Origin of the sequence: Azospirillum sp. A26 (genome assembly GCF_042604635.1) — a bacterium.
Taxonomy (GTDB): domain Bacteria; phylum Pseudomonadota; class Alphaproteobacteria; order Azospirillales; family Azospirillaceae; genus Azospirillum; species Azospirillum palustre.
Genome location: NZ_CP170472.1, coordinates 640644 through 662775 on the forward strand (window position 1 = coordinate 640644; position 22132 = coordinate 662775).

The 22132-nt window shown below is 68.1% G+C and carries 20 protein-coding genes; 8 read left to right on the forward strand and 12 right to left on the reverse strand.

What is annotated here, in order from left to right:
* Positions 1 to 29 precede the first annotated feature (29 nt).
* The 4 genes from ABNQ39_RS03520 to ABNQ39_RS03535 form a co-directional block, all read right to left on the reverse strand.
* Positions 30 to 1910, reverse strand: coding sequence for a peptidylprolyl isomerase (locus tag ABNQ39_RS03520; RefSeq protein ID WP_376958981.1), 1881 nt, complete (start codon positions 1908 to 1910; stop codon positions 30 to 32).
* 267 nt (positions 1911 to 2177) lie between these two features.
* Positions 2178 to 2357 carry a CsbD family protein gene (locus ABNQ39_RS03525; RefSeq protein WP_109051108.1) on the reverse strand — a complete coding sequence of 60 codons (180 nt, stop codon included), beginning with the start codon at positions 2355 to 2357 and terminating at the stop codon, positions 2178 to 2180.
* Positions 2358 to 2490: 133 nt separating this feature from the next.
* Positions 2491 to 2829, reverse strand: a complete 339-nt coding sequence (locus ABNQ39_RS03530; RefSeq protein ID WP_376958984.1) for a hypothetical protein — start codon at positions 2827 to 2829, stop codon at positions 2491 to 2493.
* A 25-nt stretch (positions 2830 to 2854) separates the two neighbouring features.
* Positions 2855 to 3073, reverse strand: coding sequence for a hypothetical protein (locus tag ABNQ39_RS03535; protein WP_376958986.1), 219 nt, complete (start codon positions 3071 to 3073; stop codon positions 2855 to 2857).
* Positions 3074 to 3256: 183 nt separating this feature from the next.
* On the opposite strand from ABNQ39_RS03535, the gene ABNQ39_RS03540 reads away from it, so the two are divergent.
* Complete coding sequence (locus tag ABNQ39_RS03540) at positions 3257 to 3598, forward strand: YnfA family protein (protein ID WP_376958988.1); 342 nt, start codon at positions 3257 to 3259, stop codon at positions 3596 to 3598.
* On the opposite strand, the gene ABNQ39_RS03545 is transcribed toward ABNQ39_RS03540, so the two are convergent.
* Complete coding sequence (locus tag ABNQ39_RS03545) at positions 3570 to 3812, reverse strand: hypothetical protein (RefSeq protein WP_174469726.1); 243 nt, start codon at positions 3810 to 3812, stop codon at positions 3570 to 3572. The two genes, ABNQ39_RS03540 and ABNQ39_RS03545, sit on opposite strands and share 29 nt — an antisense overlap.
* Before the next feature lie 599 nt (positions 3813 to 4411).
* On the opposite strand from ABNQ39_RS03545, the gene ABNQ39_RS03550 reads away from it, so the two are divergent.
* Positions 4412 to 6601, forward strand: coding sequence for a putative bifunctional diguanylate cyclase/phosphodiesterase (locus tag ABNQ39_RS03550; protein WP_376958990.1), 2190 nt, complete (start codon positions 4412 to 4414; stop codon positions 6599 to 6601).
* A gap of 82 nt (positions 6602 to 6683) precedes the next feature.
* On the opposite strand, the gene ABNQ39_RS03555 is transcribed toward ABNQ39_RS03550, so the two are convergent.
* From ABNQ39_RS03555 to map, 3 genes are read right to left on the reverse strand one after another with little or no spacing between them, the layout of a single operon-like run.
* Complete coding sequence (locus ABNQ39_RS03555; RefSeq protein ID WP_376958992.1) at positions 6684 to 7136, reverse strand: cupin domain-containing protein; 453 nt, start codon at positions 7134 to 7136, stop codon at positions 6684 to 6686.
* Entirely contained in the window at positions 7133 to 7735 is a 603-nt protein-coding gene (locus ABNQ39_RS03560; protein ID WP_376958994.1) for an NUDIX hydrolase, read from the reverse strand. Before ABNQ39_RS03560 ends, ABNQ39_RS03555 begins: the two co-directional genes overlap by 4 nt.
* Positions 7732 to 8541 (reverse strand): type I methionyl aminopeptidase, encoded by an 810-nt coding sequence (gene map / locus ABNQ39_RS03565; RefSeq protein ID WP_376958996.1) that lies wholly within the window; start codon positions 8539 to 8541, stop codon positions 7732 to 7734. The genes ABNQ39_RS03560 and map overlap by 4 nt, the downstream gene beginning before the upstream one ends.
* A 315-nt stretch (positions 8542 to 8856) precedes the next feature.
* On the opposite strand from map, the gene radA reads away from it, so the two are divergent.
* The 4 genes from radA to ABNQ39_RS03585 all read left to right on the forward strand — a co-directional run bounded on the left by radA (position 8857) and on the right by ABNQ39_RS03585 (position 13398).
* Positions 8857 to 10305: a DNA repair protein RadA gene (gene radA / locus ABNQ39_RS03570; RefSeq protein ID WP_376958998.1), complete on the forward strand. Its 1449-nt coding sequence runs from the start codon at positions 8857 to 8859 to the stop codon at positions 10303 to 10305.
* 60 nt (positions 10306 to 10365) lie between these two features.
* Positions 10366 to 11055: a CvpA family protein gene (locus ABNQ39_RS03575; protein ID WP_109049259.1), complete on the forward strand. Its 690-nt coding sequence runs from the start codon at positions 10366 to 10368 to the stop codon at positions 11053 to 11055.
* 108 nt (positions 11056 to 11163) lie between these two features.
* On the forward strand, positions 11164 to 12612 hold the full coding sequence (purF, locus tag ABNQ39_RS03580) for an amidophosphoribosyltransferase (protein WP_376959000.1): 1449 nt from the start codon (positions 11164 to 11166) through the stop codon (positions 12610 to 12612).
* Between the two features lie 78 nt (positions 12613 to 12690).
* Positions 12691 to 13398 carry an SDR family NAD(P)-dependent oxidoreductase gene (locus ABNQ39_RS03585; protein WP_376959002.1) on the forward strand — a complete coding sequence of 236 codons (708 nt, stop codon included), beginning with the start codon at positions 12691 to 12693 and terminating at the stop codon, positions 13396 to 13398.
* Between the two features lie 142 nt (positions 13399 to 13540).
* On the opposite strand, the gene mutS is transcribed toward ABNQ39_RS03585, so the two are convergent.
* Entirely contained in the window at positions 13541 to 16180 is a 2640-nt protein-coding gene (mutS, locus tag ABNQ39_RS03590) for a DNA mismatch repair protein MutS (RefSeq protein ID WP_376959752.1), read from the reverse strand.
* Between the two features lie 247 nt (positions 16181 to 16427).
* Between mutS and ABNQ39_RS03595 the strand changes: the two genes are divergently transcribed.
* Positions 16428 to 16934, forward strand: a complete 507-nt coding sequence (locus ABNQ39_RS03595; protein ID WP_376959004.1) for a hypothetical protein — start codon at positions 16428 to 16430, stop codon at positions 16932 to 16934.
* A 36-nt stretch (positions 16935 to 16970) separates the two neighbouring features.
* On the opposite strand, the gene ABNQ39_RS03600 is transcribed toward ABNQ39_RS03595, so the two are convergent.
* From ABNQ39_RS03600 to ABNQ39_RS03610, 3 genes are all read right to left on the reverse strand, one after another.
* Positions 16971 to 17363, reverse strand: a complete 393-nt coding sequence (locus ABNQ39_RS03600) for a hypothetical protein (protein ID WP_376959006.1) — start codon at positions 17361 to 17363, stop codon at positions 16971 to 16973.
* Between the two features lie 133 nt (positions 17364 to 17496).
* The gene (locus ABNQ39_RS03605) at positions 17497 to 17859 is read right to left on the reverse strand and encodes a hypothetical protein (protein WP_376959008.1); all 363 of its coding nucleotides are present in this window, start codon (positions 17857 to 17859) and stop codon (positions 17497 to 17499) included.
* Between the two features lie 374 nt (positions 17860 to 18233).
* Entirely contained in the window at positions 18234 to 18908 is a 675-nt protein-coding gene (locus ABNQ39_RS03610) for a hypothetical protein (RefSeq protein ID WP_376959010.1), read from the reverse strand.
* 372 nt (positions 18909 to 19280) lie between these two features.
* On the opposite strand from ABNQ39_RS03610, the gene ABNQ39_RS03615 reads away from it, so the two are divergent.
* On the forward strand, positions 19281 to 22127 hold the full coding sequence (locus ABNQ39_RS03615) for a [protein-PII] uridylyltransferase (protein WP_376959012.1): 2847 nt from the start codon (positions 19281 to 19283) through the stop codon (positions 22125 to 22127).
* The last annotated feature ends 5 nt before the right edge of the window (positions 22128 to 22132 follow it).

The window sequence follows — 22132 nt, forward strand, 5'->3', positions numbered from 1 at the left end:
CTTGGATTGCTGTCGGCTGCGCCGAAGCCTCAGTTGCTGGCGAAGAACTGGTCGATGCGCTGGCGATGGATGCGGACCGGGTACTTGTCGCGCAGCGCGTTGGTGAACTCCGCCACCAGATCGCCCTCCATCCCCTGTTCGACCGCGGCGCGGACCGGCGCCAGATCGGCGTCGGCGGCCTTCGGATCGGCCGGGATGATCTCCTTCAGGCGGGTGACCACCTGGGCATCGGCGGTGTTGCCGGTGACGACCTCGTTCGGCTTGGCGGCGAACAGCTTGGCGACCAGCTCGGCCGGCAGGCCCTGGACCGCCTGGGCGTCGCGGGTGAAGGGGCTGGTCATGGCGAAGGTGGCGCCGGCCTGGGTGGCGATGTCCTGGGCCGCAGCCTCCGCACCCTGCTTCAGGCTGGCGGCGATCTCCTCCGCCTTCTTGGCGGCGCGCTCGGCGCGCTGTTCCTGCTGCCAGTCGGCGATGACCTGCTCGCGCACGTCGGCCAGCGGACGGACGGCGGCGGGGATCACGCTGTCGACGCGGATGGCGGTGAAGTTGCTTCCCTCGCCCTCGGTCAGGTTGGTGGCGGCGCCGGTCTTCAACTGGAAGACGTTCGGCAGCAGCGCCTTCAGGCCGGGCAGGTCCGGGGCGGCGTCCTTGCCGTCCGGGGCCTTGCCGGTGCTGTCGATGGCGGCGACCTTGCTCACCACCAGACCCTGGGCCTGGGCGACCTCGTCGAGCGACGCGCCGCTGGCCAGCTGGTCCTCGACCCGGTTGGCGATGGAGAAGACGGAATCGAGCGCCTGCTCCTTCTTCAGCTCGGCCGCCAGCTGGTCCCGCACATCCTCGAAGCTCTTGGTCGAGGCCGGGGTGACGCCGGTGACGGCCATGACGTGCCAGCCGAGCGCGCTCTTGATCGGGTCGGAGGGCTTGCCCGGCTCCAGCGCGAAGGCGGCGTCGCCGATCTCCGGCAGGTCGGCCTTGGCGATGTTGTCCAGGGTCACCGGCTCGACGCCGGCGTCCTTGGCGGCTTCGGCCAGACCCTTGGCCTTGGCGGCGTCGGCGATCTGTTTGGCCTTCGCCTCGTCGTCGGTCACCACCATCTGGACCGAGCGCTTTTCCGGGGCGCCGAATTCGTTCGCGCGCTCCTCGTACGCCTTGCGCAGCTGGGCGTCGTCGATCTTGATGTCCTTCGCCAGCGCGTCGGGCGACAGGCGGGCGACCGTGAGGGCGCGGTATTCCGGGGCGGTGAAGCGGACCTGATGGTCGTCGTAGGCCTGCTTGATCGTCGCGTCGTCGGGCACGCCGACGTCGCCGATGGAGGCGTTGGGCAGGGTCACCACCTCCGCCACGCGCTTTTCGCCGCGATAGCGGTAGAGGTCCTGCACCAGCGGCTGCGGCGGGGTCAGGCCGGCCGACACTGCGCCGGCGACCAGCTGGCGCGCGGTTTCGCGCTGGATCATCGCGACATAGCCGTCTTCGGTCAGCTGGTTGTTGCGCAGCACCGACCGGAAGATGTTGGGGTCGAACCGGCCCTGCTGGTTGCGGAAGGCCGGCTCGTCGGCGATGCGCAGGCGGACCACCTCCGGCCCGACGGCGATGCCCATGTCGGCGGCGGCGAGGTCGAACAGCGTGCGCTGGATCAGCGATTGCAGCGACTGTTCCAGAAGGCCGAAGCGCTTGGCCTGCTCGGCGGTCAGGTTGCCGCCCAACATCGGGCGCAGCCGTTCCATCTGCCGGCGGAATTCCTGGTCCAGCGCCTGCTGCCCGATCTCCACCTTGCCGACTTCGGCGACGGTGGTGGGCGTGGTGGAGCGGAACACGTCGCCGATCCCCCAGATGCCGAAGCTGAGGATCAACAGCACGAACAGGATCTTGACGACCCAGGAGCCGGCGAAATTGCGGATGAACTGGAGCATGGGACCCGAATCTAAGCGCGTCGTTCGGCCATCCGGCCGGGGCGGCGCATCATAGATAGGGGAGGGAAGGGCGGCAACAGCCCATTTCCGGCTTGGGCGTCGCCGCTGCAATCGCCGCTGCAATCGCAACTGCCACCGCCACGGGCGCTCTCCCGGCGGGGCGAGAACATGCGAACGCCCCGGCCCTGCATCGAAATGCGGGACCGGGGCGTCCGATGGTTACGCCGGGTCGGCAAACCCTTGCGGGCGCCGGGATCGCTTCGGCGGTTACTTCAGCGTGTCGCGCACGGCATCCTTGGCACCGCCGACGGTGTTCTGCACCTTGCCGGCCGCCTTCTCGCCACGGCCCTCGGCCTCGGTCTTGGTGTCGCCGGTCAGCTTGCCGGCGGCTTCCTTGATGGCACCCTTGATGGAACGGGCAGCGCCCTCGATGCGATCCTTGTCCATGGTGGCAACCTCATGTGTGTTGGTTATGCATGGACAACGGAACGGAAGGCAAAAGGGTCCATTAAAAATAATACACGAAAGACAAACGGCCCGCCCCCCAAGCTCATGCTGGGCTCAAGTCCGGCGCGGCCCATCACGCCCGGCGTGGTCCGTCGATCCCGCGGCCGGCCGAGCGCGCCGGCACGCTGCCGTCGACCGGCAGGTCGCGGCGCATCGGCCCGGCGCTGTGACGGCGCAGGGCCGCCAGCTGGAGGGCGTGATGGGTGATCTGATTGCGGAAATCGCGGTCGATCCGGCTGAAGGCGCTGAAGGCCAGCTTCACCGCTGCGGGGGATCGGGTGTGCAGCGCATCGTTCAGGGAATCGCGCAGGGTGCGCAGTTCGAGGATACCGGGGACGAAGGCCATTTCGACCGCCTCCGCCAGAATCTCGACGGAACAGAGCGTGGCTTCGTCATCAAGCGTCAGGCGCACTCAGCGTTCCCCCCCCTGGTCTTGGTCAGGAACCGAGCAGATCCAGCACCGCCGGCAGGCAGCGGCTGCGGGACAGGCACTCTTCGCAACGGCCCGTCATCGGACGCGGGTCCGGACAATGCCGGTTCCGCAACGCTTCCAGCCCCTGGAACAGGATGCGCTTCTGCGACTCCGAAATCACATCGGTGGCCCGGATCGTTTCGATGGCATCCCGCATCGGGTCGGTAGCGTCTATGAGCATCATAGTATGCCTCCTGCCCAGCGAATCTATGCCGCACCCCCAGCCAAGTCCATGAATGCACTGTAATATCAGGACAGCAAATTGAAACGAGCTGTGGCGGGTTGCAATGGCCCGCAACCTATTGACGCCGAAGGACAAGGCCGTCAGCATCCTGCCGACGGCACAAGGGGGACGGTGGACGGGCGGATGGAGCGGACACAGGGCGCGACGCTGGCGCTGTACGGCGCGGCGGCGCTGGCGGAGATCGCCGGCTGCTTCGCCTTCTGGGCCTGGATCAGGCTGGACCGCAGCGCGTGGCTGGCCCTGCCGGGCGTGGCCAGCCTGTGCCTGTTCGCCTGGCTGCTGACGCGGGCCGACGCGGAGTTCGCCGGGCGGGCCTATGCAGCCTATGGCGGCGTCTACATCGCGGCGTCGCTGCTTTGGCTGTGGCTGGTCGAGGGGGCGCGGCCCGACCGCTGGGACGCGGCCGGCGCGCTGATCTGTCTGGCCGGTGCGGCGCTTATTCTGGCCGGGCCGCGCGGGGGCTGAGCGCCGACGCCGGTCGGCTGACCCAAGGGTGCAGGGCAGGGCCGTTGACCAGCACCAGCCGGCCGTCATCCACCCGCAGATAGGCCCCGACGCGCACCCGGCGACGCAGGATGTCGTCGTTGAGCATGATCTGCGCATCGGCCAGGGACAGCGGGGTGCCCTGGTAGTATGCACGGCCGTCGGAGTGTCGGATCTGGCTGAATGCGTTGGTCATGACGGAATGCTCCCAATCGTTTTTTGTCGAACCGCGGACCGTTGGCGGACCCGACGTGCCGGCGCCAGCCGACTTCTGGGTCGGTTGTTGCGGCCATTGTCAGGAAAAACGCCTGGGACCTGCGGTTTATTCCTCCATCAGGCACAAAGACACGGGGCTGGCTGAAAAATGCCGGGAGGGTTCCCGGATCGGCGGTGCTGCCGAATGGTGCTGGCGAATATCTTGGGGCGTATACCGCCGAAGGTCCAGCACGCCGGACCCGATGCCCCCGAATTGTCGCAGGCCACACGCGCGAAAGCTGTAGTGGTGCGGCGGACGGTGCGCGTCTATCTCCGAAACCGCGGCCCGCATTGAACCATGTCAATCGTACTTCGGCCTCTAACCGTTAGAGTGCGAATGCATCACGGCGACAGGGTTGCGGAAATGTCCTGCCTTTACGCGTCCGCTTGGCGTTGGAAAAGATGCCGGACGGGGTCATAATACCACCGTCGGGTATCCGAATTCGGTCAGCCGGGATCCCGGCGATGCATCACGAGGTCCGTCTTTCGGGCCGGACAGAAGAAACGGATCGCTTCGTGGACCTACAACCGGCGGATCAGATGAACGGTTCCGAATGCAGCGGGTCCGGCGCGGCGGAAGCCGCCGGGATGCCGCGCGATCCGGCCTTCCTGGCCTCGCTGGCCGCCAGCCTGCTCGACGATGGCGGGATGGCGGGCGGGATGGCGGGCGGGATGGCGCTGGTCTATCTGGACCGCGACCGCGTGTGCCGGCATGCCGACCGCCATTTCGCCGCGGCGCTCGACCGCTCCCCGGCGGAACTGGTCGGCCGGCCGCTCGCCGCCATCGATCATCCCGTGACCACGGCGCTGGGCGCCGCCATCACCTCCCTGGGCCAGTCTCAGGCGCAGGGCTCCGCCCCGGTCGATTGCCCGACGGTCGGCTGCGACGGCCGCCGCTCGATTCTCAGCGGCAGCGTGACCGCCCATCGCGACGGCGTCGGGACGATCCTCGGCTATCTCGGCACCTTTCACCAGACCGGCGATCCCGACCGCATCGCCGAGTTCGTGACCTGCCGCGACAGCTTCGTCGCCACCCTGCTGGACGCGGCGGTGGACGGCATCATCGTGTCCGACCGCAGCGGCGTCATCCGCTCGATCAACCGCGCCTGCTGCCGCCTGTTCGGCTATGAGGACAGCGAGCTGGTCGGGCGCAGCATGACCATCCTGATGCCGCCGCCCTTCTCCCGCGACCACAGCCGCTATGTCGACACCTATATGCGGACCGAGCGGGCCAAGATCATCGGCATCGGCCGCGACACGCTGGGCCAGCGCAAGGACGGCACGGTGTTCCCCATCCATCTCAGCGTCGGTGAGGCGCGGATGGGCGACACCGTCACCTTCGTCGGCATCATCCGCGACATTTCCGACCGTCTGGCGGCGGAGCAGCGTGCCTCCTACCTTGCGCGGCACGACCCGCTGACCGGCGTTCTGACCCGCACCGCCTTCCTGGAGGAGTGCGAGGCGCTGTTCGCCGGCCACCGCGCCGACGGGCCGGAGGGCGGCAACGCAAATGGCGGTGCGGGAGGCGGTCTGTTCGCGCTGTTCGCCCTGGACGTCGACCAGTTCAGCGACGTGAACGAAGCCTTCGGCTTCCATGTCGGCGATGCCGCGCTGAAGGCGATGGTCAGCCGGGTGACCGAGGTGCTGCCGCCCAACACCATCATCTGCCGCATCGCCGCCGACGAATTCGCAGCGCTGTCACGGGTGGCCGACGCCGATCAGGCGCGCACGCTGGCCGGGGTGCTGCACGACCGGCTGACCGCCTCAATCTACGCCGACCGCCATTGGGTGCGGCTGCGGCTGTCGGTCGGCGCCGCGGTGCAGGACGAGACGGTCAGCACGCTGGAGGATCTGAACGCCAAGGCCAAGCTGGCCTTGCAGGCGGTTCAGCACAATGGCGGCAACGCCATCTGCTTCTACACGCCGGAAATGGCTGCGGCGGCGACGCGGCGGATGATGCTGACCATGCATCTGACCCACGCGATCGAACGGAACGAACTGCGCCTCGTCTACCAGCCCATCGTCGACAAGGCCGGCCGGGTCCGCTCGGCGGAGGCGCTGCTGCGCTGGGACCATCACGCGCTGGGGCCGGTCTCGCCCGGGGAATTCATCCCGGTCGCCGAGGAAAGCGGCCTGATCGTGCCGATCACCGACTGGGTGCTGTCCACCGCCATCGCCCAGATGACGGCCTGGGAGGTGGAGGGCGTGCTGCCCGACCGCGTCTTCCTCAACATCTCCGGCCAGCAGTTCCTGCGCGGCAACCTCACGCTGCGCCTGGAGGAGTTGCTGTGCGAGCATCCGTCGCTGCGCAGCCATCTCGGGCTGGAGATCACCGAACAGGCGGCGGTGCGCGATTTGAAGGTGGCGGTGCGGACGCTGGGCGAGCTGGCCGATCTCGGCATCCAGGCGGCCATCGACGATTTCGGCTCCGGCTATTCCTCGCTCAGCTATGTGCAGCAGCTGCCGGTGGCGAAGCTGAAGATCGACCGCGCCTTCGTCATCGACGTGCCGGAAAATCCGAAGAGCAACGCGCTGGTCCGTGCCGCCGTCGGCATGGCGCACGGCCTTGGCCTGACCACGGTTGCGGAAGGGGTGGAGACGGCGGAGCAGCGCGATTTCCTGGTGTCGGTCGGCTGCGACCTGATGCAGGGCTACCTGTTCGGCCGCCCGATGGCGCCCGAGGCGCTGGCCGACATGGTCCGCACGCAGGCCGCGCCGGCCATCGCCTGATCTCCCGGCCCTGCGCCCGGACGATCAAGGGCCGAGCGATCTGGGCGTGAGCGATCCGGGCGAGTGGACGGTCATCCGCCCCTCACAGCTTTTCCGCCGGCTCCCATCCCTCCGGCGCCATCCGGAACCCGGCGAACTCGAAGGCCGGCGCCACGGTGCAGCTCACCAGCGACCAGCCGTCCGGCCCGTCGGCCAGGCTCCGCGCCGCCTGCCAGGCCCCCACCGGCACCACCGCCTGCGGCCGCTCGCCGCCGGCGATGTCCATCCCCAGCCGGCGGCGCTCGACCGTCCCGCCATCCTGATAAATCGACAGCTCCAGCGGTGCGCCGCCGTGCCAGAGCCAGATTTCCACGGCATCCACCGTGTGCCAATGCGACCGCTGCCCAGCCTTCAGCAGGAAATAGATCGCCGTCACCGCCCCGCGCCCGCCATCGCCCGGCGCACGGCAGGTCTCGGCGTAGAAGCCCCCCTCCGGATGCGGTTGCAATCCCAGCAGGTCGATCAGCCGCTCGGCGGTCGGCGTATCATCCGTCATCGCGTGCTCCGCGCCGCCATGCCCAGCCCCTCGCGCAGTTCGGGCAGCAGCATGGCTCCCAGCATGGCGATCACCGGCAGAACCGCATAGTCGCCCTGGGCCGCCGCGTCGATCAGCTCGCGGGCGCTGTGCAGCTCGATCCGCATGTCCTCCAGATCGCCCTGGTCCGGTTCCGCCACCTTGCGGGCGCCCTTGGCGTGGAACATGTGGCAGGTGCTGCCCTTCGAGTTCGCCCCGACCACGAAGCCGCCCAGCGCCGTCCAGTCGTCGGCGGCATAGCCGGTTTCCTCCAGCAGCTCCCGCTTGGCGGCGGTCAGCGGATCCTCGCCGGGCTCGATGGCGCCGGCCGGGAATGTCAGGCTGACGCGGCGCGGCCCATGCTTGTAGGTGCGCAGCATCACGACCTTGCCGTCCTCGGTCTCCACATACATCAGGGCGAAGTCGGGCTGGTCGATCTGGTAGAAATTCTCGACCGTCCGCCCATCCGGCAGTTGGACCGTCTCCGCCCGCACCTTCAGGTACGGGCTGGCGTCCAGCAGCTCGCGGCTGCCGAGCACGTCCCAAGGCTTCTGTTCGCCCTGCTTCTGGTCGTCGCTCATGCGGCGCTCCCGTAGGGCGGCTGGGTGTAGCCGGCGGGGGAGAGGGTGAAGATCTCGCAGCCGTCCTCGGTGATGCCGATCTGGTGCTCGAACTGTGCCGACAGCGAGCGGTCGCGGGTGACCGTGGTCCAGCCGTCGGACAGGATCTTCACCTCGGGTCGGCCGGCGTTGATCATCGGCTCGACCGTGAAGACCATGCCGGGGCGCAGCTCCACGCCGGTGCCGGGCTTGCCGAAATGATCGACGTGCGGGGCGCCGTGGAACTCCCGCCCGATGCCGTGACCGCCGAAATCGCGCACGACGGAGCAGCGCGCCGCCTCCGCCATCGTCTGGATGGCATGGCCGATGTCGCCCAGATGGTTGCCGGGCTTGGCCTGGGCGATGCCGGCCATCATGCAGCGATAGGTCAGGTCGACCAGCTTGCGCGCCTTCACGCCGATCTTGTCGCCGACGAAATACATGCGGCTGCTGTCGCCGTACCAGCCCTCGAGGATCACGGTGACGTCGATGTTGACGATGTCGCCCTCGACCAACTTCTTGTCGTCGCTGGGGATGCCGTGGTTGACGACATGGTTGGGCGAGATGCAGCTGCAGGCCGGATAGCCCTGATAGCCCAGCGTCGCCGGAATGCCGCCGTGGTCGCGCTGGAACTCCTCGATCAGCTTGTCGAGTCGCCCGGTGCTGACGCCCGGCACCACGAAGGGCGCGATGTAGTCCAGCGTCTCTGCCGCCAGCCGGCAGGCCTTGCGCAGCGCCGCGAACTCTTCCGGACCGTGCAGAACGATCCGCCGTCCATCCTTGTCCATCAAACCGTCATCCGTCACGTAAATCCTCTTTTCACGTTATCCCCCTCTCCCCCCCGGGGAGAGGGTCGGGGTGAGGGGGATGCACAGGTTGGATTCTCGGGTAAGGGCCGCCACGCGACCCCCTCACCCTAACCCTCTCCCCGGGGGGGAGAGGGGACTCCTTCCTCTTATCGTTTCGTTGGTCCGGAAACCGCCAGCAACCTATCACGCCACCCGTCTGAAAAAAGCCCCTGCATTCCACCCCTGCAATCGTAGGATTCGGCGGAATGGCTTGCTATATGTGGCGGGCCCTATCCCCATTGGACTACCAGACCTTTGGCGAAGCCCATCACCCGATATGTCTGCCAGGCTTGCGGCGCCTCCTTCCCCAAATGGGCGGGCAAGTGCGACGCCTGCGGCGAATGGAACAGCCTCGTCGAGGAGGCCGCGCCCGACAGCGCGCCCAAGGGGCTGGGCGCCGCCCGCGGCCGCCGCATCGACTTCGTCGGGCTGCACGGCTCCAGCGAGGCGCCGCCGCGGCGGATGACCGGCATCGCCGAGTTCGACCGCGTCTGCGGCGGCGGGCTGGTCCCCGGCTCGGCCATCCTGATCGGCGGCGATCCCGGCATCGGCAAGTCGACCCTTCTGCTCCAGGCGATGGCCCGGCTGTCGCAGGATCACCGCTGCGCCTATGTCTCGGGCGAGGAGGCGGTCGATCAGGTCCGGCTGCGCGCCCAGCGTCTCGGCTGCGCCACCGCCCCCGTCGATCTGGCGTCGGCCACCAGCGTGCGCGACATCGTCGCCTCGCTGGACGACGCCAAGGGTCCGGAGGTGATCGTCATCGATTCGATCCAGACCATGTATATGGACAATCTGGACAGCGCCCCCGGCACCGTCGCCCAGGTCCGCGCCAGCGCGCAGGAGCTGATCCGCGTCGCCAAGCGGCGCGGCATCGTCCTGCTTTTGGTCGGCCATGTCACCAAGGAAGGCATGATCGCCGGTCCCCGCGTGCTGGAGCACATGGTAGACACCGTCCTCTATTTCGAAGGCGAGCGCGGCCACCAGTTCCGCATCCTGCGCGCCGTCAAGAACCGCTTCGGCCCGACCGACGAGATCGGCGTGTTCGAGATGGGCGACGCCGGGCTGGGCGAAGTCGCCAACCCGTCCGCCCTGTTCCTGGCCGAACGCCGCGGCGATGTGTCGGGTGCCGCCGTCTTTGCCGGGATGGAGGGCACCCGCCCCGTGCTGGTCGAGGTGCAGGCGCTCGTCGCCCCGTCGCCGCTCGGCACGCCGCGCCGCGCCGTGGTCGGCTGGGATTCGGCCCGCCTCGCCATGGTGCTGGCGGTGCTGGAGGCGCGCTGCGGCGTGCAGATCGGCGCCAATGACGTCTATCTGAGCGTGGCCGGCGGCCTGCGCATCACCGAACCGGCCGCCGACCTCGCCGTCGCCGCCGCGCTGGTGTCGTCGCTGACCGGGGAGCCGGTGCCGGCCGACACGGTGGTGTTCGGCGAACTCGGCCTGTCGGGCGAGGTCCGCGCCGTGAGCCAGACCGACACGCGGCTGAAGGAGGCGGCGAAGCTCGGCTTCTCCTCCGCCATCTTCCCGGCCCGGCGCGCCGGCAAGAAGGGCAGCCGCGGCGACAACGGCCTCAAGACCGTCGAACTCCAGCAGCTGGGCGAGCTGATGCCGCTGTTCCAGCCGCAGGGCTCCTCCGGCCGGCCGCCGTCCAGGCGCGGCCATGACGACAACGACAGGCGCCGCTCGCGCGACGACGAATACATCTGACCGCAATTCCGCCTTAGAACGGCACCTCATCAATCGGTACAGGCAATCGGCACAGGGGTCATGGACACTCTTCCCGTCAATCCGGTGGACATCGTCGTCATCGCCGTGCTGCTTCTGGCCGCACTGCTCGCCTTCAGCCGCGGCCTCGTCGCCGAACTGGTGTCGGTCGCCGCCTGGGCCGGCGCGGCGATCGTCACGCTCTATGCGCTGCCCCATGTCCTGCCCTATGCGCAGATCTACATCCGCTTCGAGATGCTGGCCTATGCCGCCTCGGCGGTCGGCATCTTCATCGTCGCGCTGATCGTGCTGTCGCTGCTGGGGCGCAGCCTGTCGCGCGGCGTGCAGGCGTCGGCGCTGTCGGCGCTGGACCGCACGCTGGGCTTCGCCTTCGGTCTGGTGAAGGGCGGGATTCTGGTTTCCATCGCCTATTTGTTCTTCCTGTGGCTGGTGCCGAACCAGGCCGAACAGCCGGTCTGGCTCCAGCAGGCGAAGACCCGGCCCTTCCTGGCGATGGGGGCGGAAACGCTCTACGCCTTCGTGCCGGAAAATCTGCGCAAGGAAGGTCTCGGCCAGATGGACATGGCGCGCGACCGTGCGCGTCAGGCGATGGAGGCCAAGCAGGCGCTCGACCGCCTGTCGACGCCGGTGCCCAGCCCCGCGAAGACCGGGGGTGCGCAGGCGCCCGATACCGGTTATAAGGACCGCGATCGCGCCGATCTTGAAAGGCTGATGCAGAACAACGCCCGCTGAGCTTGACCGCTCGGTTTTGGCGCGATTGACGTTTGTGGGACCGTGGTTTTTTCCGTTGCATGTGCTGACGCGCGCCGACGGCGCCTCTTGGACGAAGGACTTCTGGTGATGCTGACGACGCATCCGTTCGACGACGACAAGCTGCGCGAAGAGTGCGGCGTGTTCGGCATCTACGGCAACCCGCAGGCGGGCGCCATCACGGCGCTGGGCCTGCATGCCCTGCAGCACCGCGGGCAGGAGGCGGCGGGCATCGTCAGCTTCGACGGCGGCCGGTTCCACCTCCAGCACACGCTGGGCCTGGTCGGCGACCATTTCAGCTCCGAGGCGATCATCGCCAAGCTGAAGGGCGGCAGCTCCATCGGCCATGTGCGCTACGCCACCACCGGCGACACCTCGATCCGCAACGTCCAGCCGCTCTATGCCGATTTCGAATTCGGCGGCTTCGCGCTGGCCCACAACGGCAACCTGACCAACGCCCAGACGCTGCGCCGCCAGCTGGTCCGCCGCGGCTGCCTGTTCCAGTCCTCCACCGACACCGAGGTCATCGTCCACCTGATGGCGACCGCCCGCGGCGGCTCGCCGGTCGACCGGCTGATCGAGGCGGTGCGGCAGGTCGAGGGCGCCTTCTCCCTGGTGGCGCTGACCTCCAAGGAGGTGATCGGCGTGCGTGACGCGCTGGGCGTCCGTCCGCTGGTGCTGGGCCGGCTCGGCGACACCTACATCCTGGCGAGCGAGACCTGCGCCTTCGACATCGTCGGCGCCGACTATGTCCGCGACGTCGAGCCGGGCGAGATGATCGTCATCGACGACAGCGGCGTCCACAGCCTGCGCCCGTTCCAGCCGCAGCAGCGCCGTCTGTGCATCTTCGAATACATCTACTTCGCCCGCCCCGACAGTGTGATGGAAGGCACCTCCGTCTATGAGGCGCGCCAGCGCATCGGCCGTGAGCTGGCCCGCGAGGCCGGGGTTCCCGCCGATGTGATCGTGCCGGTGCCGGACAGCGGCGTGCCCGCGGCGCTGGGCTACGCCCAGGAAGCCGGCGTGCCCTTCGACCTCGGCATCATCCGCAACCATTATGTCGGCCGCACCTTCATCGAGCCGACCGACCAGATCCGCCATCTCGGCGTGAAGCTGAAGCACAACGCCAACCGCGCGATGATCGAGGGCAAGCGCGTCATTCTGGTGGATGACAGCATCGTCCGCGGCACCACGTCGAAGAAGATCGTCGAGATGGTGCGCGCCGCCGGGGCCAAGGAGGTGCATATGCGCATCTCCAGCCCGCCGACCTCGCACCCCTGCTTCTACGGCATCGACACGCCGGAGCAGGGCAAGCTGCTGGCCCACCGCATGACGGTGGAACAGATGCGCGAGTTCATCCAGGCCGACAGCCTCGCCTTCATCTCGCTCGACGGCCTCTACCGCGCCATGGGCGACGAGAAGCGCGACCCGGCCAAGCTCGGCTATTGCGACGCCTGCTTCACCGGCGACTACCCGATCCCGCTGACCGACGCGCTGGACCAGCCGCCGGTCGAGTCGAACGTCCCGGTCCGCGCCTGACCTCAAAACCCTCTCCCGTCCTGGGAGAGGGTTTTTCATATGTGAACGAACAATAATCCCAGGAAACGAGTCGTCCCCATGTCCCGTCTCTCCGGCCGCATCGCCCTCGTCACCGGCGCCTCGCGCGGCATCGGCGCCGCCGTCGCCAAGCGCTTCGCCGCCGAAGGCGCCCATCTGGTCTTGGTCGCCCGCACGGTCGGCGGGCTGGAGGAGACCGACGACGCCATCCAGAAGCTCTCCGGCCAGTCGGCGACCCTGGTGCCGATGGACATGCGCGACTACGACAAGATCGACCAGCTCGGCCATGCGCTCTACCAGCGCTTCGGCAAGCTGGACGTGGTCGTCGGCAATGCCGGTGCCCTGGAGGCTCTCGGCCCGGTCGCCCAGTACGATCCGAAGCTGTGGTCGCGGGTGATGGACCTGAACGTGACGGCGAACTACCGGCTGATCCGCTCGATGGACCCGCTGCTGCGCGCGTCGGGCACCGGCCGCGCCATCTTCGTGACCTCGGCCGCCGCCAAGGCGCCGCACCATTACTGGATGCCCTATGGCGCCAGCAAGGCGGCGCTGGAGATGATCGTGAAGACCTACGCGATGGAGGTCGCCTCCTCCACCGTCCGCGTCAACCTGCTCGACCCCGGCGTGGTGGCGACCAAGCTGCGCACTCAGGCCTTCCCCGGCGAGGATCCGACGAAGGTCGCCCAGCCCGACGACGTGACCGAACGCTTCGTGGAACTGGCCGAGGCCGGCTGCGAGAAGCACGGGGAGTTGGTTCAGGCGCAATGAGGGATTCCCCCTCTCCCCCCGGGGAGAGGGTCGGGGTGAGGGGGATCCGCTTCGAGGATCCCTTCGGCTGCGCCGAACCCCCTCATCCTAACCTTCTCCCCCCATTGGATTTGGGGCGGGGGAGAAGGGATCCTGAGAGAAATCAGCGCACCATCCCGCGCAGCCGGTACAGCTCCTCCAGCGCCTGCCGCGGCGTCAAGCTGTCCGGGTCGATCCCCGCCAGCGCCACCTCGACCGCCGAAGGCCCCGCGGGCACCGCTGCCACCGCCGCGTCGGCCTTTGGCGCCGGCCGTTTCAGCGCCGCGCTGAACAGCGGCAGATCCTCGGCCAGCCGGTGGATCGTCGCGTTCTGGTCGCCCGATTCCAGCAGCTTCAGCACCTCGTCGGCCCGCCCGACCACCGCCGGCGGCAGCCCGGCCAGCTTGGCGACGTGGATGCCATAGCTGCGGTCCGCCGCCCCCGCCGTCACCTCGTGCAGGAACACCACGTCGCCCTGCCATTCCTTGATGCGCATGGTGTGGCAGGACAGCGCCGGCAGCTTCGACGCCAGCATCGTCAACTCGTGATAATGCGTGGCGAACAGCGCCCGGCAGCGGTTCACGTCGTGCAGATGCTCGACGCAGGCCCAGGCGATGGACAACCCGTCGAACGTCGCCGTCCCGCGCCCGATCTCGTCCAAAATCACCAGGGCCCGCGCGCCCGACTGGTTCAGAATCGCCGCCGTCTCCACCATCTCCACCATGAAGGTGGAGCGCCCGCGCGCCAGATCGTCGGCCGCACCCACGCGGCTGTAGAGCCGGTCGACCACCCCAATATGCGCCCGTTCCGCCGGCACGAAGCCGCCCATCTGCGCCAGGATCGCGATCAGCGCGTTCTGCCGCAGGAAGGTCGATTTACCGGCCATGTTCGGACCGGTCAGCAGCCACAGCCGGTTGTCCGGCGCCAGATCGCAGTCGTTGGCCACGAACGGCCCGCCATGGGCGGCGACCAGCACCGCCTCCACCACCGGATGCCGCCCGCCGGTGATCGAGAAGGCGAGGCTGTCGTCCACCAGCGGCCGGCTGTAGCGCCGCTCCTCCGCCAGTTCGGCCAGCGAGGTGGCGACGTCCAGCGCCGCCAAAGCATGCGCCGCCTGGGCGATGGCGTCGGCCTTGCCGGCGACCGCCTCGACCAGCCCGGCGAACAGCTCCAGCTCCACCGCCAGAGCCTTGTCGGCGGCCTCGGAAATGCGGCGCTCCAGGTCCGACAGCTCCACCGTGCCGAAACGCACGGCGTTCGCCATGGTCTGGCGGTGCATGAAGACCTCGCGGCCCCGCTCCGACATCAGCTTGTCGGCATGGGCGGCGGTGACCTCGATGTGATAGCCCAGCACATTGTTGTGCTTGACCTTCAGCGACGGCACCCCGGCGATCTCGGCGTATTTCGTCTGCAAGCCGGCGATCAGCCGCCGGCTCTCGTCGCGCAGAGTCACCAGCTCGTCGAGCGCATAGCTGTAGTCCCGCGCGATGAATCCGCCGTCGCGGGCCAGCAGCGGCAGCTCCGGCGCCAGCGCCTGGCTCAGCTGGTCGACCAGTTCCGAATGCGCGCCCAGCCGCTTGTCCAGCGCCGCCAGCCCGTCCGGCAGCGGCATGGCGCCGGCCAGCAGTTCCCTGATCAGCCCGGCCTGCCGCAGCCCGTCGCGGATCGCCGCCAGATCGCGCGGGCCCCCGCGCCCCAGCGTCAGCCGCGACAGCGCCCGTTCCAGATCGGGACAGCTGCGCAAGGCGCCGCGCAACTCAGCCCGCAGCCGCTCACCCGTAAGCGCGAATTCCACCATGTCGAGCCGGCGGCCGATGGCGGCGGGATCGGTCAGCGGCGAGGTCAGATGGGCGCAGAGCAACCGGGCGCCGGCCCCCGTCACCGTGCGGTCGATGGTGGCGAGCAGGCTGCCGCGCCGCTCCCCGTTCAGTGTCCGCGTCAGTTCCAGATTGCGCGCGGTGGAGGCGTCGATCTCCATCACCGCCCCCGGCCCCAGCCGGCGCGGCGGCGACAGCCGGGGCACGCGCCCCTTCTGCGTCAGCTCGACATAGCCGACGAGCGCACCGGCCGCCGCGACCTCCGCCCGGCTGAAAGTGCCGAAGGCGTCGAGCGTGCCGACGCCATACTGGGTCAGCAGGCGCTGCTTGCCGTTCTCGCTGTCGAAGCGCGGGGTGGGCTGGATGGTCAGCCGCGACTTCCATTCGCCCCACAGCTCGAACAGCTCCGGCGTCTGGCTCAGCTTCTCGGAGATCAGCACCTCCTGCGGGTCGAGCCGCCCCAGCGCCGCGCCAAGTCCTGTCCGCTCGACCGGCTGCACCACCAGCTCGCCGGTGGACATCTCCAGCCAGGCCAGCCCCAGCCCGCCCGCCGTCTCCGCCACCGCCGCCAGCCAGTTGGAGGAGCGGGCGTCGAGCAGGCTGTCCTCGGTCAGGGTGCCGGGGGTGACGATGCGGATGACGCCGCGCTTCACCACCGACTTGCCCCCGCGCTTCTTCGCCTCGGCCGGGTCTTCCATCTGTTCGCAGATGGCGACGCGGAAGCCCTGGCGGATCAGGCGTTGCAGGTAATTCTCGTGGGAATGCACCGGCACGCCGCACATCGGGATGTCTTCGCCCAGATGCTGGCCGCGCTTGGTCAGCGCGATGTCCAGCGCCGCCGCGGCATTGACCGCATCCTCGAAGAACATCTCGTAGAAGTCGCCCATCCGGTAGAACAGCAGGCAATCGGGATGCGCCTGCTTGATCTCCAGATACTGCGCCATCATCGGCGTGGCGTCGGGCGGGATGACGATTTCTGCGATGTCGGACACGGGAACCACGAAGCCTTGGATGGGTGTTGTTTCGGATGCGCACCCTATCACGGGATATGCAGCCGCGGGATAGGCGGCTTTGCCGAGCCTGGGACAATGGGACGCGCACAAACGACTCGGGTCCACGTCCCTGTTGCGGTTGACGGGCGCGCGCCGCCGGTCGCTACAATAGGGAAAGCTGAAAATTAGGGAGACGGCCATCATGACGCAATTGACCGAGGAGACCGTGCCAGCCGAGGTGCGGGAGGTCGTTGCCCTCTTCGCCACCCGCGCCGCGTTCGACCGCGCGGTGGAGGCCTTGCTGGCAGCCGATTTCGACCGCGCCGACCTGTCGGTCCTGGCCAGCCACACCTCGCTGGAGGCCGCCGACCCGAAATACCGCCCGCGCGACGAGGCGCTGACCGGTCTGGTGGGCGAGCTGAAATACGCCTTCCCCCTGACCACCGCCGGCCTGATCGCCATCGTCGGCGGCCCCATCGAGGCGGCGCTGGCGGCGCTGGTCGCGGCCGGCGTCGGCGGCGTGGCGATCAAGGACTATCTGGACGAGCTGACCAGTCATCCCAAGCCCGACGAGTTCTCCCGCGCGCTGGAGGCCGGCGGCATCATCCTGTGGGTGCGCGTCGAGACGGCGGAGCGCGAGGCGCAGGCCTCCGCCCTGCTGGATCGCGAAGGCGGCGGCAACGTGCATGTGAGCGTCCGCGACGCGTGACGGAACCGGAACGGGCAGGCGGGGAGGGGGTGAACGTCAGGCGGTCAGGTTCATCACGGCGCCGCGCTTGGCGTCCTGCCCCGTCAGCTTCCGCTTCAGCTCCTCGGCGATTTCCTTCTCGACCGCCTCCCGCTTTTCCGACGGCATCGATTTCAGCTCGTCCTCGGTCATCTTGTGACGGGCGAGCCAGTCGTCGCGGATCCGCTCGGCCGGCGTCTTCTTCGATTCCTTCAGGAAGGCGTTGACCGCGTCGGTGTCGGTGGTGGGGCCGGCACTGCTGCCCCAGCCCTTGCGCGCGGCCGCCGTCTGCGACTGGGTGTAGAGGGGGTTCGAGTAGCCGCTGTAGCCGTTGACTTGCATCGCGGTGGTCCCGCTGTCGGTTGCGCCGCCGCCGGACAGCATCTGCCGGCAGTGCAGAACGCGATGCAATTTCAACGCCGAACGGGAAATCTTTCCGTTTCAGGGGCTTGGGGGCATCCGCCGGGGCGGCGGCCCCTGCCGCCGGGCAACTTCTGCCTGCCCATTCCTGCCGGTCTCGCCCTTTGCGGTCCGGCCCTTCACCTTACGCCGCGGCGGCCTGCCGGCGCTTCGGGGTGGCGACCATCCGCAGCCCGTGCGCCCGGTACTGTGCCTGGACGATGGACGCCCATCCCATGCGGATCAGCGTCAGCTTCACCCCGTCCGACAGATCGTCGCCGGTGACGAGGTCGGTCACCTGCCACATCAGCGTGTCGTCCACCGAGCGCGGGAACATCGCCGCCACCCGCAGCAGCCGCGCCATCAGCGCCGCCACCGTCTGCCGTCCCAGCCCGCGTTCGGCCAGCGCCAGCGCGTCGTTCAGCGCCGCCAGCTCCCGCCGTCCCTTCAGCGATGTCTCCTTCGCCGATGTCTCCGCCGCGCGTCCCGTGCTCGTCCGGCCGGTCATGGCCCGTCTCCCGCATTACGCTCCACACGGGATCAGTTTGACGAAGCGATGGCGGTGCCGCTGTGACGGCGGTCACAACCGGAGGCATCAGCGGCGCTGGTGGCGCTTTTTTCAGTGCGGGCGTTCGTGCCCACCGATCCGGCGTCGAGGGTCGGGAGCGCGGTCGCTTCCCCACACTCCTGACGCCGGGGCCGCACCTGTCGGCGTTTCGGTGGCATTTTCCGGAAACTGGCGGCAGTCCGCACCGCCAGCCTGGGGGGCGGCATCGAGTTAAGTCCGGATCAATCCCCTGATCAGGGCCCCTAATCGGGATTCTCTCGTCCCATCACTCTAATCGGCGCGAGGATTCCCAATTTTGCCGGCCGGCGAACGGATTATTTGTCCACGCCGAAATCGAAGTAACTGTCCATGGCGCCCGCAGCGAAACCGACCGCGCGGACTTGGCTGTTGTAGAAGATCATCGCGTATTCGCCCTCGTTCAGGGGAGCGTTCACCGCCACCGCGTAGAGGATGGAGCCTTTCGGGGCCTTCGACTGATCCGGCATCTTCTCGACCGAGGTCGGAACGACGCGGTCCTTGTTCACGCCGGTGGAGTAGCTCATATAGCCGCCGCCGACGATGACCTCGCGGGTTCCGTTGTCGCGCACGGCGAAATTGGCCAGCGTGAAGTAACTCTCGGGCTGGGCATTGCTGGGAACGGCGATCACGAACATCGGCTGCTTGCCGGTCAGGCGCAGCGTCGCGCGAACGCCTCTCAGCACCGCATATTGTCCGACACCACCAAAACCCAAGGCCCGCACGGCCGTCCGCAACTGCGGTGTGAGGTACTGCATCGATTTTTGCTGGCCGTTGTCGATCAGGATCACTTCTTCGGGGTTGACGGTGTTCCTTAACTTGATGGCGGCGAAATTGATTTTCACCGGCGCTTGCGCGGCTGGGGTGGAATCGAGCGTGGTGTTTGCGCGATTCTGATTGCAGGCCGAAAGGCCAACGACGAGAGCCAAGGAAAGCAGGGAGTTCTGCAAAAATTTCAGAGACATGCCATTCATCTTCCAATGACTCCGCGAAGTTGAGGAAAACCGTCAGAACTGGAAAATTGAGACGTAAATTGCAGGAACCTTCTCCTGCGAAGCGAATTTTCTTACTTTAAAAGGGGGTATTGGTCCAGTGAAATCCTCCCCTAAAGCGATAGGCAGCGTTAGGCGATAGCTAGTGGATGACCGTCCTTGCAATGAGGCCGCCGGCGCGGTCGGCACACAACTTCTGCGGTCCGGTCGCCGCGCGGAAAGGTCGGGCCGCGCCCTGCGCCGGGATTCGATCCTGGACGCGCTACCTGATCGTGCTACCTGATGGCTTTAACGCTATAGTGCGAACGGTGCGGCCCGTCCGGACCGCGCGAACGCCGAGGTTTTTCCTGACCGATGCTGTCCTCCCGCTCCAAGACGCCGGCCCCGGCCGATGCCCCGGCGCCCGCCATCCCGAACAAGCGCGCCATCATCTCCCGCCGCAAGCTGTCGGGGGAGCTTGAGGATCTGGTCGCCGAGCACGGCACCGGCGACAAGCTGCGCCCGGCGCTGATCGCCTGCCTGCGCAAGTCGCTGGCCGAGGGCAGGGCGGAGGTGCGGCGGCGCTTCGATGCCGGCGGCTCGGGCGAGCAGTGCGTGCGGGAGAACTGCTACCTCGCCGACCGCGTGGTCGGCACGCTCGCCGATTTCACCGTCCGCTTCATCTTCCCCACCGCCAACCCGACCTCGGGCGAGGTGTTCGACGTGGTGGCCACCGGCGGCTACGGCCGCGGCGAGCTGGCGCCCTTCTCCGACATCGACCTCTTGTTCCTGCTGCCCTACAAGCGCACGCCGCGGGTGGAGCAGGTGGTCGAATACATGCTCTACATCCTGTGGGATCTCGGGCTGAAGGTCGGCCATGCCGTGCGCAGCATCGACGAGTGCATCCGCCAGTCCAAGGCCGACGTCACCATCCGCACGGCGATCCTCGAATCCCGCTATCTCTGGGGGCCGGGCAAGCTGTTCGCCGAGCTGCGCAAGCGCTACGACAAGGAGGTCGTCGCAGGATCCGGTCCCGAATTCGTCGAGGCCAAGTTGGCCGAGCGCGACAACCGCCACCTGAAGATGGGCGACAGCCGCTATGTGCTGGAACCCAACCTGAAGGACGGCAAGGGGGGCCTGCGCGATCTCCAGACCCTGTTCTGGATCGCCAAGTACCTCTACCGCGTCGAGGGAGTCGACGAGCTGGTCGGCAAGCATGTGCTGACGCCGGAGGAGGCGCAGCGCTTCGCCAAGGCGCAGAACTTCCTGTGGACCGCGCGCTGCCACCTGCATTACCTGACCGGCCGGCTGGAAGACCGCCTGACCTTCGACGTCCAGACCAGCATCGGCGCCGCCATGGGCTATACCGACCATGCCGGCACCAAGGGCGTCGAGCGCTTCATGAAGCATTACTTCCTGGTCGCCAAGGATGTCGGCGACCTGACGCGCATCTTCTGCGCGGCGCTGGAAGCGGAATCGAAGCGTCCGCCCAGGTTCAACCTGCTGCGTCTGGCCTCGGTCGCCCGGCGCAAGGACGTGGACGGCTTCATCGTCGACGGCGAGCGGCTGAACGCCCGCAGCGACAAGCAGTTCAAGGAGCAGCCGATCGACATGATCCGGCTGTTCCACACCGCGCAGATGAACGACATCGACATCCACCCGGCGGCGCTGCGCTCCATCACCCGGTCGCTGTCGGCCATCGGCCCGAAGCTGCGCAACGATCCGGATGCCAACCGGCTCTTCCTCGACATCCTGACCGGGCCGAAGGATCCGGAGATCACGCTGCGCCGGATGAACGAGGCGGGCGTGATGGCCCGCTTCATCCCCGACTTCGGCCGGGTCGTCGCGCAGATGCAGTACGACATGTACCATGTCTACACGGTGGACGAGCACACGCTGTTCGCTCTCGGCATCCTGCACAAGATCGCGTCGGGCGACCATGCCGACGAGCTGCCGCTGTCCACCGAGGTGATCCACAAGGTCGTCTCCAAGCGGGCGCTCTACGTCGCCGTCCTGCTGCACGACATTGCCAAGGGCCGCGGCGGCGACCATTCGGTGCTGGGCGCCCGCGTCGCCGAGAAGCTCTGCCCGCGGCTCGGCCTGACGGCGGAGGAGACGGAAACCGTGGCGTGGTTGGTGCGCTGGCACCTCGCCATGTCGCACACCGCCTTCAAGCGCGACCTGGAGGACGACAAGACCGTCCGCGACTTCGTGGCGCTGGTCCAGTCGCCGGAGCGCCTGCGCCTGCTGCTGGTGCTGACGGTGGCCGACATCCGCGCGGTGGGCCCGCAGCGCTGGAACAACTGGAAGGCCACGCTTCTCCGCGAACTCTACAACCGTTCCGAGGAGCTGATGTCGGGCGGCATGACGGTGGAGGGCCGCGGCCGGCGCATCCAGGCCTCCCAGGCCGCCCTGCGCGCCGAGCTGACCGACTTCGACGAGGCGGCCTTCGAGCATCAAAAGGGCCTCGGCTACCCCGGCTACTGGCTGGCCTTCGACACCGACACGCTGGCCCATCAGGCCCGCATCGTCCGCGAGGCGGAGCGGGCGCAGCGCCCACTGACGGTGGAGACCCGCGTCGACCGCGGCCGGGCGGTGACGGAGGTGACGATCTACGCCACCGACCACAGCGGCCTGTTCTCCCGCCTCGCCGGGGCGCTGGCGGCCTGCGGTGCCGACATCGTCGATGCCCGCATCTTCACCATGACCAACGGCATGGCGCTCGACGTCTTCTCGGTGCAGGACGCCGCCGGCGGCGGAGCCTTCGAGAGCGGCGACAAGCTCGCCAAGCTGTCGGTGATGATCGAGAAGGTGCTGTCGGGCCAGTTGAAGCCGCTGAACGACCTGTCGACCCGCCGCACGCCCCATGCCAGCCGCACCCGCGTCTTCCATGTGCCGCCGCGCGTGCTGATCGACAACAACGCCTCCACCACCCACACGGTGATCGAGGTGAACGGCCGCGACCGTCCCGGCCTGCTCTACGACCTGACGCGTGCCTTGTCGAACCTGACCCTGCAGATCAGCTCGGCCAAGGTCTCGACCTTCGGCGAGAAGGCCATCGACGTCTTCTATGTGAAGGACGTCTTCGGCCTGAAGGTGACGCATGACGGCAAGCTGGCGAAGATCAAGGAACGCCTGCTGAGCGCGCTGGACGACCCCACCGGCGACGCCCCGCCCCCGGCGCCGGTCAAGCGGACCCGGACGAAGGTGACGGGGGCGTAAAACAC

What these genes read in the sequence shown, in the direction of transcription:
- purF (WP_376959000.1), top strand. Translation starts at nt 11,164, where the DNA reads ATGCTGACGACGCATCCGTTCGACGACGACAAGCTGCGCGAAGAGTGC.
- ABNQ39_RS03595 (WP_376959004.1), top strand. Translation starts at nt 16,428, where the DNA reads ATGACGCAATTGACCGAGGAGACCGTGCCAGCCGAGGTGCGGGAGGTC.
- ABNQ39_RS03540 (WP_376958988.1), top strand. Translation starts at nt 3,257, where the DNA reads ATGGAGCGGACACAGGGCGCGACGCTGGCGCTGTACGGCGCGGCGGCG.
- ABNQ39_RS03615 (WP_376959012.1), top strand. Translation starts at nt 19,281, where the DNA reads ATGCTGTCCTCCCGCTCCAAGACGCCGGCCCCGGCCGATGCCCCGGCG.
- ABNQ39_RS03575 (WP_109049259.1), top strand. Translation starts at nt 10,366, where the DNA reads ATGGACACTCTTCCCGTCAATCCGGTGGACATCGTCGTCATCGCCGTG.
- ABNQ39_RS03605 (WP_376959008.1), bottom strand. Translation starts at nt 17,859, where the DNA reads ATGACCGGCCGGACGAGCACGGGACGCGCGGCGGAGACATCGGCGAAG.
- ABNQ39_RS03525 (WP_109051108.1), bottom strand. Translation starts at nt 2,357, where the DNA reads ATGGACAAGGATCGCATCGAGGGCGCTGCCCGTTCCATCAAGGGTGCC.
- ABNQ39_RS03610 (WP_376959010.1), bottom strand. Translation starts at nt 18,908, where the DNA reads ATGAATGGCATGTCTCTGAAATTTTTGCAGAACTCCCTGCTTTCCTTG.
- ABNQ39_RS03550 (WP_376958990.1), top strand. Translation starts at nt 4,412, where the DNA reads ATGAACGGTTCCGAATGCAGCGGGTCCGGCGCGGCGGAAGCCGCCGGG.
- map (WP_376958996.1), bottom strand. Translation starts at nt 8,541, where the DNA reads ATGGACAAGGATGGACGGCGGATCGTTCTGCACGGTCCGGAAGAGTTC.
- ABNQ39_RS03520 (WP_376958981.1), bottom strand. Translation starts at nt 1,910, where the DNA reads ATGCTCCAGTTCATCCGCAATTTCGCCGGCTCCTGGGTCGTCAAGATC.
- ABNQ39_RS03560 (WP_376958994.1), bottom strand. Translation starts at nt 7,735, where the DNA reads ATGAGCGACGACCAGAAGCAGGGCGAACAGAAGCCTTGGGACGTGCTC.
- ABNQ39_RS03535 (WP_376958986.1), bottom strand. Translation starts at nt 3,073, where the DNA reads ATGATGCTCATAGACGCTACCGACCCGATGCGGGATGCCATCGAAACG.
- mutS (WP_376959752.1), bottom strand. Translation starts at nt 16,180, where the DNA reads ATGATGGCGCAGTATCTGGAGATCAAGCAGGCGCATCCCGATTGCCTG.
- ABNQ39_RS03555 (WP_376958992.1), bottom strand. Translation starts at nt 7,136, where the DNA reads ATGACGGATGATACGCCGACCGCCGAGCGGCTGATCGACCTGCTGGGA.
- ABNQ39_RS03585 (WP_376959002.1), top strand. Translation starts at nt 12,691, where the DNA reads ATGTCCCGTCTCTCCGGCCGCATCGCCCTCGTCACCGGCGCCTCGCGC.
- ABNQ39_RS03545 (WP_174469726.1), bottom strand. Translation starts at nt 3,812, where the DNA reads ATGACCAACGCATTCAGCCAGATCCGACACTCCGACGGCCGTGCATAC.